General features: G+C 60.6%; 11 protein-coding genes. 5 read left to right on the forward strand and 6 right to left on the reverse strand.

The genetic code is table 11. From position 1 onward, the window contains the following. Positions 1 to 19: 19 nt before the first annotated feature. Together glyS and GG26_RS03190 are read right to left on the reverse strand one after the other, a co-directional pair. Positions 20 to 2,218: a glycine--tRNA ligase subunit beta gene (gene glyS / locus GG26_RS03185; RefSeq protein WP_414388859.1), complete on the reverse strand. Its 2,199-nt coding sequence runs from the start codon at positions 2,216 to 2,218 to the stop codon at positions 20 to 22. Between the two features lie 452 nt (positions 2,219 to 2,670). Continuing rightward, positions 2,671 to 4,749, reverse strand: coding sequence for a cation:proton antiporter (locus GG26_RS03190; protein WP_414388844.1), 2,079 nt, complete (start codon positions 4,747 to 4,749; stop codon positions 2,671 to 2,673). A gap of 261 nt (positions 4,750 to 5,010) precedes the next feature. Between GG26_RS03190 and GG26_RS03195 the strand changes: the two genes are divergently transcribed. Beyond that, positions 5,011 to 6,639, forward strand: a complete 1,629-nt coding sequence (locus GG26_RS03195; RefSeq protein ID WP_414388846.1) for a serine/threonine protein kinase — start codon at positions 5,011 to 5,013, stop codon at positions 6,637 to 6,639. A gap of 65 nt (positions 6,640 to 6,704) precedes the next feature. On the opposite strand, the gene GG26_RS03200 is transcribed toward GG26_RS03195, so the two are convergent. From GG26_RS03200 to GG26_RS03210, 3 genes are all read right to left on the reverse strand, one after another. Further along, positions 6,705 to 7,304, reverse strand: a complete 600-nt coding sequence (locus GG26_RS03200) for a superoxide dismutase (RefSeq protein WP_011431628.1) — start codon at positions 7,302 to 7,304, stop codon at positions 6,705 to 6,707. 189 nt (positions 7,305 to 7,493) lie between these two features. Beyond that, positions 7,494 to 7,853: a hypothetical protein gene (locus tag GG26_RS03205; RefSeq protein ID WP_414388849.1), complete on the reverse strand. Its 360-nt coding sequence runs from the start codon at positions 7,851 to 7,853 to the stop codon at positions 7,494 to 7,496. Further along, the gene (locus GG26_RS03210; RefSeq protein WP_414388851.1) at positions 7,850 to 9,832 is read right to left on the reverse strand and encodes a transglycosylase domain-containing protein; all 1,983 of its coding nucleotides are present in this window, start codon (positions 9,830 to 9,832) and stop codon (positions 7,850 to 7,852) included. Before GG26_RS03210 ends, GG26_RS03205 begins: the two co-directional genes overlap by 4 nt. Positions 9,833 to 10,620: 788 nt before the next feature. Here GG26_RS03210 and csaB point away from each other — a divergent pair. The 4 genes from csaB (at position 10,621) to GG26_RS03230 (ending at position 14,737) form a co-directional block, all read left to right on the forward strand. Beyond that, entirely contained in the window at positions 10,621 to 11,772 is a 1,152-nt protein-coding gene (csaB, locus tag GG26_RS03215; protein WP_240527773.1) for a polysaccharide pyruvyl transferase CsaB, read from the forward strand. Between the two features lie 151 nt (positions 11,773 to 11,923). Further along, the gene (locus tag GG26_RS03220; RefSeq protein ID WP_414388854.1) at positions 11,924 to 12,508 is read left to right on the forward strand and encodes a type II CAAX prenyl endopeptidase Rce1 family protein; all 585 of its coding nucleotides are present in this window, start codon (positions 11,924 to 11,926) and stop codon (positions 12,506 to 12,508) included. A 149-nt stretch (positions 12,509 to 12,657) separates the two neighbouring features. After that, a complete protein-coding gene (locus tag GG26_RS03225) occupies positions 12,658 to 13,500 on the forward strand; it encodes an alpha/beta hydrolase (protein WP_346426052.1) in 843 nt (280 codons plus the stop codon). Between the two features lie 154 nt (positions 13,501 to 13,654). Beyond that, complete coding sequence (locus tag GG26_RS03230) at positions 13,655 to 14,737, forward strand: mechanosensitive ion channel family protein (protein WP_011431621.1); 1,083 nt, start codon at positions 13,655 to 13,657, stop codon at positions 14,735 to 14,737. A gap of 49 nt (positions 14,738 to 14,786) precedes the next feature. On the opposite strand, the gene GG26_RS03235 is transcribed toward GG26_RS03230, so the two are convergent. Next, positions 14,787 to 15,506 carry a hypothetical protein gene (locus tag GG26_RS03235; protein WP_414388857.1) on the reverse strand — a complete coding sequence of 240 codons (720 nt, stop codon included), beginning with the start codon at positions 15,504 to 15,506 and terminating at the stop codon, positions 14,787 to 14,789. Between the last annotated feature and the right edge of the window lie 115 nt (positions 15,507 to 15,621).

The following is a 15,621-nucleotide window of genomic DNA, read 5'->3' on the forward strand; positions in this document are numbered from 1 at the left end:
GCGCCCAGTTACTGGTTCCTTAGTGGCTCTTTGCTGGCGCAGCCTCTCCTGCCATGACCACAGCTCCCATATCTCCCAGCAAACGGGACTGGTTGCGCAATACCCCCAACAGGTTCAGCCGGTTGGCCCGCAGCCTGGGATCCGGATCCATGACCAAAACCGCCTCGAAAAAACGATCCACTGCGGGGGCTGCTGCCTGCAGGCCCTCCACCAGTGGGGTAAAGTCTCCTTGGAGGGCTGGCTCCACCCCCAGGCGGTAAACCCTCTGGCAAGCCTCGTACAGCTCCCGTTCTGCCGCCTCCTGCAACAGGTCGGCATCCACAGCCGCTGCCGGATCCAGCACGGCGCTGTCCAAGTCTCCCTGGGCGGCCAGGCGGGCACAGCGATTGAGGGTGGGGTAGAGATCCGCCAATTCCCCGGTGGCTCGCAGGTGTTGCAGGTACTCAGCCCGCAGCAGGGTGAGGGGCAGGTTGGCTAAGGCTCGCCGAGGGAGGTCGGACTTTGCTGGCTCCCCCTCTTGCAGCGCTTCTGGATCCCCAACCACTGCCCTGACCAGGTCGTAATCAATCCGCTTTTCCTCCTGCAGAAGGATTTGCAGCCGCTGCAGCAAAAACTCCTGCAAAGCCTTCAAGGTCTTCTCGTCGCCTGCCGCGTAGTCCTGCACCACCCTCTGCAACAGGGAGTTGAAGTCAAAGGTCCAGCCGGCATCCCAGGCAATCAACACCAGGCTGTTGGCGGCCCGCCGCAGGGCAAAGCGATCCGAAGAACCAGTAGGGATCTGCCCCAAGCGAAACATGCCCACCAGGGTATCGAGGCGATCCGCCCAGCCCACCACCCGCCCGGTCAAGGAATTGGGCAAAGCGTCCCCCGCCCCCAAAGGCCAGTAGTGCTGCTCGATCCCCTCGGCCACCGCCTCCGGCTCACCGTCGTGGCGGGCATACTCGGCTCCCATGATCCCCTGCAGCTCGGGAAACTCGTACACCATCTGGGTCACCAGATCCGCCTTGCACAGGTAAGCCGTGCGATCCACCAGCGCCTGCTCCTGCGGATCCAACTTCAAGGCAGCGGCGATGAGACGGCTAATTTGGCGGATGCGCTCCACCTTGTCGCGCATGGATCCCAGCCCTTCGGCAAAGGTAACTGCCTGCAGGCGTTCCACCCGCTGGGCCAAGGGGATCCGCCGATCCTCCTCGTAGAAAAAGCGAGCATCGGCCAGGCGTGCCCGCACCACCCGGCTGTTGCCTGCTGCAATCCGCTCTGCTTGCCGGGGGTCGCCGTTGGAGATGGTGATGAAGTAGGGCAGCAGTTTCTGGGGATCCCGGCCATCCCGTACCGGGAAATAGCGTTGGTGGATGATCATCACCGTCTCGATCACCGCCGGCGGCAGGCGCAAAAATTCCGGCTCAAAACGCCCCAAAACCGCCGTCGGCCACTCCACCAAGTGCACCACCTCCCGCAGCAAAGGAGCAGGGATCTGCGCTTCCCCATTCACCTGCCTGGCCAGCTTGGTCACCTCAGCCTGAATGTATGCCTCTCGCGCTGTTGGATCGGGGCTGACCCCCGCCTCTTGCATTTGCTGAACGTAGCTCTCGGCCCGCTCCAGGACAACCTGCTGGGATCCCAAAACGCGGTGCCCCCGGCTCACCCGCCCCGCCACCAAGCCCGGCAAAGGATTTCCCTCGGAGGTAGGCCAGAGCAAAGGCAACACCTGATCCTCCCAAAGGGAAACCAGCCAGCGGATGGGACGGGGAAACTTCAGGTCTCCATAGCCCCAGCGCATCAGCCGTTCGCCACTCAAGTTGGTAATCCAGGCGGGTGCCAGTTCCTGGAGCACAGCTGCTGTTGGCCGGCCTCGCACCCGCTGCACCGCAAACACAAAGGATCCCTTGCCCACTTGCCGGATTTCCAGGCTGCCGGGATCCACCCCTTGTTTTTGGGCAAATTTTTCCCCGGCAGGGGTGAGCTGGCCATCTTGGTAGGCGACCTGAACCGGCGGCCCCTTCACCTCCAAAGTGCGATCCGGCTGCTGGGTGGGCAACCCCTGCAACAGAACCGCCAGGCGGCGCGGCGTACCGAAAAGCTGCATCTGCTCCGCTTGCAAATGGGCCTCCGCCAAAGAGGCCGGGATCCCGGTTCGCCACTGCTCCAGAGCCGAATCCACAAAACTGGCTGGCAGCTCTTCACAGCCGACTTCCAGCAAATAGGCAACCATACTGATACATTTACGCTGAACACTGCTGAACATCACTGTTCAACTATGCAGCGATAGCATTCTGTTTGTTTCCAAACAGAATGGCGGTATCCCGCAAAGCTTTGAGTAGAATACCCAAAGCGCAGTTTCCGTGTCGTCTTACTACCAATTTTCTGCTTTGCTTTGGCTACCATGTTGGCAGACTCGAAAGTAAACAGAAAGATCAACTGGTAGTAATCCGTACTGAACATATCATACATCATTTTCAGTATAGTTGAGCTTATTATTGACTAGAGTCATGCTCCTGTGCTCCGTAGGGTACCATCCCCACTTCCTCAATCAACATAGTCTATGGCTCTGGGCCTCCCTTCTGGCTCACGACTGCTCCGAACCTGGGGTATCCCAGTTTACCAGGGGAGCCGGGGCGTCGTTGAGACAAGAGCTCCAGTCCGCCAGACAACACCCCAATGCCATCCTTGTCAAGTGGGCTCTGCGGCCGCCAGAACCCCATCTCCTTGGCGCAAGGGATGAGCTGAATCCCGTGGCAAATGCACCACGATGATGGGAAGGCTGGGTCGGTTGCGGGCGATGGTCTCCGGCTCTCGGCCCAGACGCGACCGGTTGCCGGTTTCGCTGGGAACCAATACCAACACATCTCCTGGCTGCAGCGCTTTGAAGGCTTCCGCCACCACCCCCCCCTGCACCCGCTGAACCGGCAAGTGGGCATAGCTTTCTGCCGGCAAGGCTGGGGAGCTTTTCCGCCCAGGTCGGGTTTGCACCAGCAGGATCTGCAAACCTGCTTTCAATTCGCCGGCCAGCGTTTGCGCCAGCCCAATGGTCTGCTGCAGGGATCCGGGAGAGACCTCCAGCTCCGGTGCAACCAAGAGGATGCGGCGCACCGTCTCGATGGGTACCGGAAACCGCGTAATCAAGACTGGGATCCCCACCTGCCGCACCACCGCGTCAATGATGCTGCCGAAAAAGTTCTCTGTATAGGTGGAGTAGCCCTTCCAGCCCAGGATCACCAAGGTTGCCTGCCGTTCCGCCGCCGAGCGAATGATCCCTTTTTCCACCGAGTCATCCACCCGCCGAATCGGCTCCACTCGGGTCACGGCGCTGTGGGCCAGAGCTTCTGCGAAAGTCAACAACTGCTCCTGCCGGGCCAGGGCTGCCGGCGAGATCCCGGCACGGTCAGACAAAACATGCAGCGGCAGCAGCGTTCCCCCATCTTTTTTGGCCAAAATCAAAGCCAACTGTAACAGGTTCCTCTCAGTATCCGGGTTGGCCACCGGCACCAAGACGCGAGCTCCCCAATCTGGCTTGGGCAATTCAGTGGACTCTGCCGCCACTTCGGTGGGCTGCATTTGCTCTCCCCAGCGGGCCACAATCCAAGGCGAGGCAACACAGGTCACCAGGATCATGGCAATGGTGCCGTTCACCGTCAGCTCATCCACCAACTTCACCTGAAAGGCCACCGTGATCGCCGCCAGGGTAGCCGCCGCCTGAGCCATCGACAGGCCGAACATGATCATCGTGCTGGCAAAGCGCCAGCCAAACAGTTGGGCCGGGATCCAAGCGGCCAGAAACTTGCTCACCACCTCCGCTGCGATCATCACTCCGCCCACCAGCAGCGTGCGCGGCTCCCCCAAGAGAATACCGGGATTGATCAGCATCCCCACCGAGATCAAGAAGAAAGGCACAAACAGGGTGTTGCCGATAAACTGAATCCGGTTCATCAGGGGGCTGAGAGGCGGGATGATAGGGGTGATGGCCGTCCCGGCCAGAAAGGCTCCCACCACGGGCTCAATGCCAATTAACCCTGCTCCATAGGCCACCACAAACAAAGTGGCGATCACGAAAGTAAACTCTGCTCCCTCGTCGTGACCAAAGCGTTGAAAGAACCAACTGCCCAGCTTAGGCACCCCCCACAGGGTGGCAAACGTGTAGAGGGCAATGGAAGGGATCAACGTCAGCCAAAAGCGCAGCGACAGCTCCCCTTGGTGGGCGCGAACCACCACCGCCAGCACCAACAAGGCCAGGACATTGGAGATGAGGGTGGCCCCCAAGGTAGCCGTTACCGTCTGCAGGCGCATCAACCCCAGCTTGGAGACAATGGGCAGCCCAATCAGGGTATGAGAGGCAAAACAAGAGGCCACCAGCACCGCCGCCAGGAAGTCATACCCAATGGCCAGCATGGCTACCGTGCCAATGAGCATGGGCAACAGGAAGGTAAACGCCCCGAAGATGCTGGCCTTGCCGGCGTTGAGCTTTAAATCCTCCAGGCTGGTCTCCAGCCCGGCCATGAACATGAGAAACAACAGCCCCACCGTGCCCAACAAGACGATGGTCTCGTCCCGCTGCAGGATGCCAAAGCCGTAGGGCCCCACCACCAAGCCGGCCAAGATCAGGCCGATGATCCCCGGCAGGCGCAGCCGCTCAAACAGCAGCGGCGCCACCAGCATGATCGTCAGGATGATCAGGAACACCAGCACCGGGTTTTTCACCGGGCCGAGCGTGGCCAGAGGGATCCCTGAGATTTGCAGCCAGCTAGCTCGCATAAATACCCGACAGACACCAACGCAGAGACTCGGCAAAGCGCCCGCCTGAGTCTATCAGATTCATCCAGATCCAGATAGCTCCCCATCGCTCGCAGCCTTCGTCCAGTCTTCAATCTCCGACAGGACGTTTAACAAGCATTCAAAATACATCAAAAACACGCTGGGAATGAAGACAGCCTGGCGGTGGCGCCCGCAAAGAGGCGAGAGAAACTTTCGAGAGACACCCATTAAAATCGGAGGGTACATGCTCTTGGGCCGCTTATGAACCAGCTTGCTCCTGGAAAAGTGATCGGTCAGCGCTATCAACTGGTTCAGAGCATTGCGGCAGGGGGCATGGGGCAGGTGTTCAAGGCTGTGGATACCCGCCTGTTCAATCGCCCGGTGGCGGTGAAGCTGTTGCACCAGAACTTGGCAGGCGATGAAAACACCCGTCGTCACTTGCTCAAGCGCTTTCAGCAGGAAATTCGCATCAGCACGCTGCTGGGGGAGCACCCGGCCATTGTCAAGGTGCTGGATTACGGTCTAGAGAACGACCAACCTTACCTGGTGATGGAATACCTAACGGGGCGCAGTTTGGGGGAGCTAATGCTCAAGCAGCCGGTGCTGCCGCCTCAACAGGTGGTGAGGATGGCCCGCCAAGTATGCGCCGGTCTCTATTACGCCCACAACCTGGAGACTGAGCAGGATGGCCATCTCATCAAGGGGGTGATCCATCGCGACATCAAACCCAGCAACCTCTTCGTCCTGAAAGATGAAACCCTGGGGGAGACCGTCAAAATCTTGGATTTCGGCATTGCCAAGCTGCTCAGCGATGTTTCCCTGGCCCTCGGCACCCAAACCACCGGCTTTTTGGGCACAGTGCGCTACGCCTCTCCCGAACAGGTGCGCGGCGAGGAACTGGATCCCCGCTCCGATATCTACTCGTTCGGCGTGGTGCTCTACCGCATGCTGACCGGTCAACACCCCCTAAAACCGAAGACCGATTCTTTTCCCGGTTGGTACGAGGCCCACAATTACCAACAGCCTCGGCCCTTCGACCGCTCCCAGTTGCCCCATGAGATCCCGCCGGCGCTGGAGGAAGTGGTGCTTGCTTGTCTGGCTAAAGATCCCGGCCAGCGGCCCCCGAATATGAAGCTCCTCAGCGACCAATTGGAGGGATCCCTGCAATCTGACAGCAGCGCCGGCTCTGCCCTCACCCCCCCTCCAACAACCTCGCCCTTTTCCGAGCGCACCCTGGCAGCCCTCGATGGTCAGGAAGGCGCCCATCGGCTCAGAGCCCAGCCGGAGCCCAAAGGTAGGCCGCTCCCCCTCTGGGGAGGGATAGCCCTTTTGGCCGCCATTGCCGGGAGCACTTTTTGGGGCCTGCGTCTGCTCTTGGATCCGGGCACAGGCATGGAGAGACCGCCTGCCGTTCCGCTGCCCCCTGCCACCGATGGGCAGCAAGCCATCCCGGAGCCGCTGCTGGACTGGCTGCTGCGGGATCCAGCGGGTGAGCCAGCGTTTGAAGATGATCCGGATCCGGCTCGGGACAACCCTCAAGACCCTCCTCAACCCGAACCCACGCCCACACCGGCAACCGCCCCAGCACCCCCGCCCACTTCGCCGCCCCCCCCCCACCCACCCCTGTCCCCGCTGCGCCCCCGCCCCGACCGGTTGCAGTGCCCACACCCGCTGCTCCACCTTCTCCAGCTCGTGTCCCAGCCAAGCCTCTCCCCCCACAGCCCATCAACCAACCCTTGTTTCCCCCCATCAATCGGGCCGCTCCTCCTGCTGCCTCCCCCACCCCTGCCCAAAACCCCACGCCCAGTTTCCTGGAACGCCTGCGCGAAGAGCGGGAACGCTTGGGGAAGGACTAGGCCGAAAAAAAAGGGATCCCTGAGGATCCCCTAGCAAAGAGCTGGGCAAGGCTAGTCCTCGATGGGATCCCCCGTCAGAGGATCCCAGAAGAGAGTCAGTCAGGCAGCAGCCAGCCGGGCATTGGCGGCATCCCAGTTCACTAGGTGCTCCAGGTAGGCGCTGATGAAGTCGGGCCGCCGGTTTTGGTAGTCCAGGTAGTAGGCGTGCTCCCAGACATCCAAAGTGAGCAGGGGCACTTGGCCGTGCACCAGCGGGTTTTCGGCGTTGGGGGTTTTGGTAACCTTGAGGGTGCCGTTGTCCAGCACCAGCCAGGCCCAGCCGCTGCCAAACTGGGTGGCCGCCGCCGTTTTGAAGGCCTCGACAAACTTGTCGTAGCCGCCAAAATCGGCGTTGATCTTGTCGGCGATGGGCCCCGTCGGCGCGCCGCCCCCACCTGGCTTCATGGATTCCCAGAAAAAGGTGTGGTTCCAGACCTGGGCGGCATTGTTGAAGATGCCCACTTTGTCGGGATCCCCAAACGTGGTCTTGATAATTTCTTCTAGCGACTTATTGGCCAGCTCGGTGCCTTCGATCAGCTTGTTTAGGTTGGCCACGTAGGCGGCGTGGTGCTTGCCGTGGTGGTAGGAGAAGGTTTCCGCCGACATATAGGGCTTGAGGGCGTCGGCAGGGTAGGGCAGAGCCGGGAGTTCAAAAGCCATAATCGTCTGTCCTCTGTGTCTTGTGCAAAGAATGCAAGAAAGGACGCAGCGAAGGCAAAGATAAATCGGACAACGGCGTTACCTTTCTTTGCAGTCTTAGTGTAACTCAGAATGATTACGCTTTGGGATCCCCTCGCCATTTCCGTGCAGGCTGAGACCGTCCCCTCCTCTCCAAGCAGGGGGCCAGAGCTAACGGGATCCCTGCCGCAGCAGCTCGATCAGCAGGGGAGCGACATCCCTGAGCAGGGGGATCAAAACCGCTGTGATGGCGGCGATGGTCACTACATTGCGGGTGAAGTTGAGGGTATCGCGGCTGAGCTGGAAAAACCGCTCGTCCCACCGTTTGACCTCGGCCTCCAGACGTTCTTCGGCGCCAGCAATGCGTTCCTCGGCTTTGGCAATGCGTTCCTCGGCTCTGGCAATGCGCTCCTCGGTGCCGGCAATGGTTTGCAGCACCTCTTGGTTCTGTCGGGTCAGTTGGGCGATGGCCTGGGCGTTGGCCTCGACGGCGCGCTCGATGCGCGCCAGCCGCTCCTCGCTATTGCTCATGGCCGGGGGGGAAGAAATTGCTGGGGGCTGGGGAAGTCTTGGGGTGGGATCCCTTGCAGGGCCTCGCTCATGAAGCGCTTCCAGGTGGGGGCGACAAAGGCGCCTCCTGCCGTGCCCGGCAACATAGGGGAGTTGTTGTCGTTGCCGATCCAAATGGCGGTGGACAGTTGCGGCACATAGCCGATGAACCAGGCGTCGCGAAAATCGGAAGTGGTGCCGGTTTTGCCGGCCACCGGGCGCCCATCGTCCAGACGGGCCGCCGTCCCCGTGCCCTGGGTCACCACCCCCTTGAGGATCTGGTTGAGGGTGGCCACCGCCCAGGGATCCAAAACCCGCTGCGGCTGGGGCTTGGCCTCGAAGAGAATCTGACCGTTGCGATCCACCACCTGAGCCAAGAGAGTTGGCTCCACCCGGTAGCCGCCATTGGCAAACACCGCATAGCTGGCGGCCATTTCCAGGGGGCTGACGCTGGCCGAGCCCAGGGCCGTGGCCAAGTTGGGAAACATCTCGGCACTGATGCCCGTGGCCTGGGCTGCCGCAATGACGTTGCGGATCCCGACTTCATCTGCCAGCTTGACGGTGGGCACGTTGCGGGAGAGCTCCAAGGCGCGGGCAAAGGTGAGGGGGCCGTAGAAGGTGTTGTCGTAGTTTTTCGGGCTGTAGGGAGGCGAGCCAGGATAGGTGATGGGAGTGTCGTAGAGGATGCTGTTGGGCCCGTAGCGGCCGGTAGCCAGAGCCGCGTAGTACACATAGGGCTTAAAGGTGGATCCCGTTTGGCGAAAGGCTTGGGTGGCGCGGTTAAATTGGCCCCGTTGGGCGTTGATGCCGCCCACCAGGGCCTTGACATAGCCGGTGCGGGGATCCACCGCCGCCAGGGCCATCTGGTCGGCCCGGCGAGCAGCTCCGATGCGGGGCCCATCTTCGTTGACAATGCGCTCTGCCAGGCGTTGCAGCCGCAGGTCGATGGTGGCCTGCACCCGCAGCCCCCCCTGGAGGATGGCCTGCTCGCCAAAGCGGCGCCGCAGCTCTGCCTCGATGGCGTCGGTAACCGCCGGGGCGTTGCTCTGGAAGGAGGTGATGCGGCCCAAGGTCAATTCTTGCTCCCGTGCCGCCTGGGCCTCTTCCGGGGTAACCCAGTTCAGCTCCACCAGGCGATCCAGCACCAGCCGCTGCCGTCGCTTGGCCCCTTCCAGGTTGCGAAAGGGGCTGAGGATTTCCGGGGCCGGCAGGATCCCGGCCAACATCGCTGCTTCCGCCAAGTTCAGTTCCGCCGCATCCTTGTTGAAGTAGCTGCGGGCCGCCGCCTGGATGCCGTAGAGGTTGTGCCCCCAGTACACCTGGTTGAGGTACATCTCCAGGATCTCGTCTTTGGTAAAGACTTGCTCCAGCCGCACCGCCAGCACAATCTCGGCCACCTTGCGGCTGAGGGTGCGCTCCGGCCTCAAAAACAGGTTCTTCACCAGTTGCATCGTCAGGGTGGAGCCGCCTCCTGCCGAGCCCAACCCCCCTTCAACACTGCCCAGCAGCGCCCGGCCCAAACTGACCGGGTTGATGCCGGGGTGGGTGTAGAAGTGGCTGTCTTCAATGGCCAGCAGGGCTTTTTTCATCTCCGGCGAGACCTCTTCCAGCGAGATCACTTCCCGGTTGGCTTCCCCGTGCAAGCTGGCAATCGGCTCGCCGCGAATATCGACAATGTGGGTGGTGGCCACCGGCACGTAGTCCCGCAATTGATGCACATCGGGCAGGTTGCGGAAGCTGATGGCCAACCCCATCAAGCCGGCAGCCGTCGCTGTAGATCCCAAGAGCAGGGATCCCAGCAACAGGTTGCCCACCGTGGCGGCGGCCTGAGCTCTCCAGGAGGGGCGAGCGGGTCGGGCGGCGTCGGCATACTCGTCATACCCCGGAAAGGGGCGGCTGTAAGGATGCTGCGAAGCCGAATTCCTAGCCCAGCGGGCCGATGGTCTGCGACCGTAGGTCACCTCAAAAACCCCGTCACTTCAGCGTTGCGGAGCGACCGCAAGTCTGACCCATTATAGGGCGGCGCTTCTTAGGCCGGCAGGGGATCCTTTCCCTCTCTGAGTGGGCCAAATCCGGGTGAGCGTGGGGGGTTTCCGAGTGCTTTGTCTGCTGGCTGCTGGGATCCCCAGTTCCCTACCAGCCCGGATCTCGACATGCTGTTTCGCAGGGCAGGCGGCTGCCTCGCCGCTATCTCGCCCCAGAAGGGCGGCAAGATTGTTATCGACGTGCGAAAAACTCAGTTAGAACTGCTTAGCAAACTTTTCTGCAAAAGGGATCCCTGTCCCACCGCGTTGAGATCTTGCGCCTGGAAGCGCTATCTCGATATCCAGGACTCTTGTCATTGGCAGTGTTGGCAGGGCCAGAAGATCCAGGGCAGCGTCTTGCCAGGTGGCTAGAGCAATAGCCGAGATACGAAACTGCGGCAAGAAGAGGAAGTATCTGGGGTGTTTCCACATCCCTTCCCGCAAGCGGGCCATAGGTCTGGGGGTTGGGGTTACGGCGTCCCCTGCGATGCAAACCGCATGCTCTGGGCAGCTCGGCAAGTGGGAGCCATCCCACAAGCTGAGAAAGACCCCCCTGGCAGAGCGCTGCGCGGAAGCAAGCTATAGCCGTGGGGAGAACATCAAGGAAGACCTGTCTGAGACCTTCCGCTGCAAGGGAGATGTCTGCGCCGGCAGCGCTCTGGATCCCGGAAGGAAGCTGTAGGCTGGATTAGGTTCTCGATGCAACGGGCCGAGTTCGACCAACCTTGACTGCTACTGATTGGGGATCCCGGCGCAACTTGCCTGAGCAAATCGGCTCGATGCAGGGGCCACGGGTTTTGATCTGTGGCTACCACGGCTACGGCAATGCCGGCGACGAGGCGTTGTTGCTGGCCCTACTGCGGCAACTCCAGCAGTTGTCCGGCCCTGTACAGCCGGTGGTGCTCTCTCCTCGCCCCGCGGAAACGGCTGCCACCTATGGGGTACTGGCCTGCCCGCGCTTCGATGGCTGGGCTTTGCGGCGCTATCTGAGGCAGTCTCAAGCTTTTATCTGGGGTGGGGGCAGCCTGCTGCAGGATCGCACCAGTTGGCGCAGCCCCCTCTACTACCTGGGACTGATGCTCTGGGCCCAGCGGCGGGGGCTGAAAACCTTGGCCTGGGCCCAGGGGATCGGGCCGTTGCAGCGGGGCTGGATCCGCGAGCTGGCCCGCCGCGCTCTAGCAGGTTGTACAGCCATCAGCGTGCGCGACGCCGTTGCTTCTCAATGGCTGCGAGCCTGGGGGATCCCCCATCAGGTGGCCCCGGATCCGGTTTGGGGCCTGCCCTCCAAAACCCTGCCGGAGTGGGAAAGATGGCCTCAGCCCCGCATTGCCGTGGTCTTGCGGCAGCATCCCCAGCTCACTCCAGCGCGATTGGAGATTTTGGCTGAGGGCCTGAGACGCCTCCAGGCTGCCACCGGAGCTTATCTGCTTTTGCTGCCCTTCCAACTGGCTCCGCCTGGATCCCCCGACCTGGGGCCAGACTACCGCTTGGCGCAACGGCTGCAACAGCGCTTGCCCGGCCACAGCCAGGTGTTGGAAATTCGGGATCCCTATCTTTTAAAGGGGGTCTTTCGGGGGGTGAAATTGGCAATTGTGATGCGCTACCACGGCCTGGTGATGGCGGCAGCCGAGGGCTGTGCCTGCTTTGGCCTCAGCTACGATCCCAAGGTGACAACGCTGCTTGAGGAATTGGGCATGCCCGGCTGGGATCTCGAGGCGATCCCAGAGGATCCGGAAGCTTTGCACCGGGCTTGGTTGGCCTGCTATGCCGATGGGCCGGCCCTCGGCCCTGACCAAGTGGCCGTTTGGGTGGAGCGATCGGCCCAGCACGCCCAGTTGTTGAGGCAGCACCTCCACTGGCAAGCAGCGGGGAGTTGAGAGCTCCTACCCTGTTGACCGAGACAATGGCGGCCTAGGCCCCGCCCTTCAGGGCTTGGAGTGTTCCCCGCTGCCAGTGTGGATTCAGGCAGCCGTCCTTGTCGAGATTCGCTCTACCCTGGGAATAGGGTGCCAAGCCAAATCCCCTCCCATGAGTGCCGAGATTCAACCCTGTACGCGCCAACAGATCCTGATCGGGATGGGCCTGACCAGCCTGATCGCGGCGGTGATCGCCGGCCTCTGGATCTGGCTGGGATCCCTGCGCGTGCCCTTCCGTTGGGATCCGCTGGCCGTTGCCTGGGGAACGGCGCTGGGGCTGGGGGTGGCGCTGCTCAGCTGCGGGGCTTACTGGCTTTGGCCGGCCTATCGCCGGGCGGCTTCCGCCTACTTGCACCTGGTGGCGGATCCCCTGCAGTGGTCAGATATCTTCTGGGTGGGGGTGCTGCCGGGCTGGAGCGAGGAATGGCTGTTTCGCGGCGTGCTGATGGGATCCCTGGTGGCCAGTCCCTTGGGGTGGACGGGCGGGATCCTCTTGAGCGGCCTCTTGTTTGGGGTTTTGCATTGGCTGGGATGGCAGGGTTGGCCCTATGCCGTCTGGGCCAGCACCGTGGGCGTCCTCCTGGGGCTGGGCGTGTGGCTGTCGGGAAACCTGCTGGTGACCATCGTCGCCCATACTCTGGTTAACTGGATTGGGGTTTGCCTTTGGAAATGTTCCGCCTTGCCAGCCGAATCCTGATCGCGTCAGCGGGCCGTAGGCCTTTCGCGTCAGCGGGCCGTAGGCCTTAGTTGCCGACGTCGCCGCCACCAATTCCCCCTCTCCCTCTGGGGGAGGGGCCGGGGGTGAGGAGAATTATCTCGATGCCAAGCCGAGGGATGTTAAAGCCTTTGAATTGGATTTTGGGATCCTTCCCGGGGCTGCAGGTGGGGCGATCCTTGCTGCTTATTGGCCTGGGGGTGTACGGCTACCTGCTCTGGCTGGGCTGGTTTCAATCGGAGCGGCTGATCTTTTTGCCTCGCCCCGCCAGCTACCAGGATGGGGATGCCATTTTCAAGCTCACCACCGCCGATGGCCTGCAGATTTCGGCGGTGTATCTGCCCAACCCCGAAGCCACCTATACCCTCCTCTACAGCCACGGCAACGCCGAGGACTTGGGAGATATCTTGCCGCGCCTGGCTGGCCTGCAGCAGGGGGGGTTTGCCGTCTTGGCCTACGACTACCGCGGCTACGGCACCAGCGAAGGGATCCCTTCCGAAGCCGGTGCCTACAAGGACATTGAGGCCGCCTACGCCTATCTGGTGGAGCAGGGGATCCCGCCGGAGCGGATTTTGGTTTACGGACGCTCGGTGGGGGGCGGGCCCTCGGTTTACTTGGCAGCCCAAAAGCCGGTGGGGGGTCTGATCCTGGAATCGACCTTTGTAACTGCTTTTCGCGTCTTGACCCGCATCCCGCTGCTGCCTTTTGATCGCTTCGACAACCTCAGCCGCATCGCCCAGATCAACTGCCCACTGCTGATTTTGCACGGCACCCAGGATCGCTTGATCCCCTTCTGGCATGCCGAAGCCCTTTACCAAGCGGCACGGGATCCCAAGCGTTTGGTGCCCATCGAGGGAGCCGATCACAACAATTTGCTACAAGTGGCCGGGGAGCGCTACCTGCCCATCCTGCACCAATTTGTGGCCGAGCTGGTGGATCCCGAGCATCCTTTCTCCAAGCAGCCGGCTAAGTAGCGATAAACACAGTGTTATGATGTCCCTGTTTTGTTAGCTAAGACCCAGAGGGTACTGGTTACAGAAGCAGCAAATCCAGGCGACTCTTTTGCCCTGGGCTTTCCCGCTGCTTTTATTCGCTGTTGGTTGACCGAAGAAGGCGGTTTTCAAGGCCATGCTTCAGGAGATTCTCAGCTTCCAACTGCTGGGCAACCCCCTTTGGAACTACCTGCTGGTATTTTTCATCTTTGTAGTCGGGATCTTCGCCATCCGCACTGTGTTGCGGGGCTTGGTTCTCCGAACCTTGGCAGGTTGGTTCTCTAAACTCAGCGGGATCCCCGGCAATACTCCTATTCAACTAGTAGAGCGCTACCTGATCCCTTTGCTCTACCTGGCTCTGATTTACGTCTGTTTGAGCAGCCTAAATTTGGCCACCGTCCTGCGGCAAACTCTGGACATCCTGGCCACTGTCGTTGGCACCTACTTGGGCATCAATCTCCTCAGCGCCAGTGTAGAGTATGCTCTGCGCATTTACCTGATGCGCAAAAAAGGCGATGCCACCACCGAGCAAAGCTTGCTGTTGCTCTCCCCTCTGATCCGGGTGGTGTTTACCCTTATCGGTATCTTGTTTCTGCTGGAAAATCTGGGTTTTGATGTGGCAGCACTGGTGGCCAGCTTGGGCATTGGCGGTATAGCCATTGCTTTGGCGGCGCAAGGAGTCTTACAGGATCTGTTTGCCTATATCTCTATTTTGATGGATCGGCCTTTCGAGATTGGGGATTTTATAATTTTGGGCGATTTTATGGGATCCGTAGAGTACATCGGCATCAAAACCACGCGCCTACGCAGCTTGGGCGGAGAGCAGATCGTGATGGCCAATACCGATATCACCGGATCCCGAATTCGCAACTACAAACGTATGCAGCGGCGGCGGGTGGTTTTTGGCTTTGGCGTTGTTTACGAAACTCCCCCCGAAAAGCTGCAGGCCATTCCAACCTTGGTGAGACAAATTATCGAAGCCGAGCCCAACGCCCAATTTGACCGCGCCCACTTCGCCGCCTACGGAGATTTCAGCCTCAATTACGAAGTGGTTTACTACGTGCTCAGCCCAGACTACAACCTCTACATGGATGTGCAGGAGCGCATCAACTTGGCTCTGAAGCGAACTTTTCAGGAACAGGGAATCGAATTTGCCTACCCAACGCAGTTGCTCTACCTGAGCTCGAAGCAGCAGGGTGCCCTCACCAACCTCTCTTAGTCCTCTCTTAGTAAAGAAGTGGGATGGGAATGGGGCTGCCGGCGGGTTTTCAGATAGCTCCTTGACCCATCAGTTCTTGCAACAGGTTCTGCGCCGTTCCCATAAAGCGCATCACGTCAGGATGATGGCTCCAGATGGGGTCGCTTTCGAGGAAAACCTCCAGCGAGAACATGCTCTGCACGGCTCGCAGATAAGGCAGCAGGACGGTGTAGCTGGCCGGGGTGAGCTGAAAGCGCAGCGCCTCATCCAAAAGCTCCAGCATCTGCCGCACCAGCTTCCACTCCACCTTCAAAGGAGGGTAGAGCATCACACACAGGGGAAACAGCTCTTGTTGGACAGCCGCCACACTGCCTTCCAGGACGCAGAGGCCCAAGTACACCTGGAACATCTCCACATCGCGGATGCTGGAAATCCGCACCTCCAGATCCCTCAAGGGGCCGCTTTCGCAGCGATAGCCTGGGAAACGCTGCGCCACCTCAGCACAGATGGACTCTGCCACGCTGGTAACCAGAGGCAAGAGCTCTTGCACGGCAGCCAGGGGGGCGGAAAAGGTATCGCCTGCATGGGCGGCGGCACCCTCGTACATCCTCTGGAGGGGCATGTAGAGGTGGTCGTCCATGACCTTCAAGTAGGGGTGGAAGAGGCCGCGCTCTTGAGGGGATAGGGCTTGCAAGACCATTTGCCCCGTGTAGTGGAATTGCATACTTAAAAAGCCCAGCACCCGCGGATCCCGTTCGCTGTAGCGGGCCCTCAGCCGGCCACAGAGCATGACTCTAGTCAATGATATACTGGACTATACTGAAAATAATGTACAGTATGTTCAGTATGACTGCTTGGTATGGCTAGGTATGTAAAACCGAGAGAAGCGGCGGATTATTTTGGGG

Origin of the sequence: Synechococcus sp. 'PEA 65AY6A-5F PE A' (assembly GCF_047462575.1) — a bacterium.
Classification (GTDB): domain Bacteria; phylum Cyanobacteriota; class Cyanobacteriia; order Thermostichales; family Thermostichaceae; genus Thermostichus.

Coding starts and splice junctions, on each gene's coding strand:
- GG26_RS03190 (WP_414388844.1), bottom strand. CDS start 4,749: ATGCGAGCTAGCTGGCTGCAAATCTCAGGGATCCCTCTGGCCACGCTC.
- GG26_RS03195 (WP_414388846.1), top strand. CDS start 5,011: ATGAACCAGCTTGCTCCTGGAAAAGTGATCGGTCAGCGCTATCAACTG.
- GG26_RS03200 (WP_011431628.1), bottom strand. CDS start 7,304: ATGGCTTTTGAACTCCCGGCTCTGCCCTACCCTGCCGACGCCCTCAAG.
- GG26_RS03205 (WP_414388849.1), bottom strand. CDS start 7,853: ATGAGCAATAGCGAGGAGCGGCTGGCGCGCATCGAGCGCGCCGTCGAG.
- GG26_RS03220 (WP_414388854.1), top strand. CDS start 11,924: ATGAGTGCCGAGATTCAACCCTGTACGCGCCAACAGATCCTGATCGGG.
- GG26_RS03230 (WP_011431621.1), top strand. CDS start 13,655: ATGCTTCAGGAGATTCTCAGCTTCCAACTGCTGGGCAACCCCCTTTGG.
- GG26_RS03235 (WP_414388857.1), bottom strand. CDS start 15,506: ATGCTCTGTGGCCGGCTGAGGGCCCGCTACAGCGAACGGGATCCGCGG.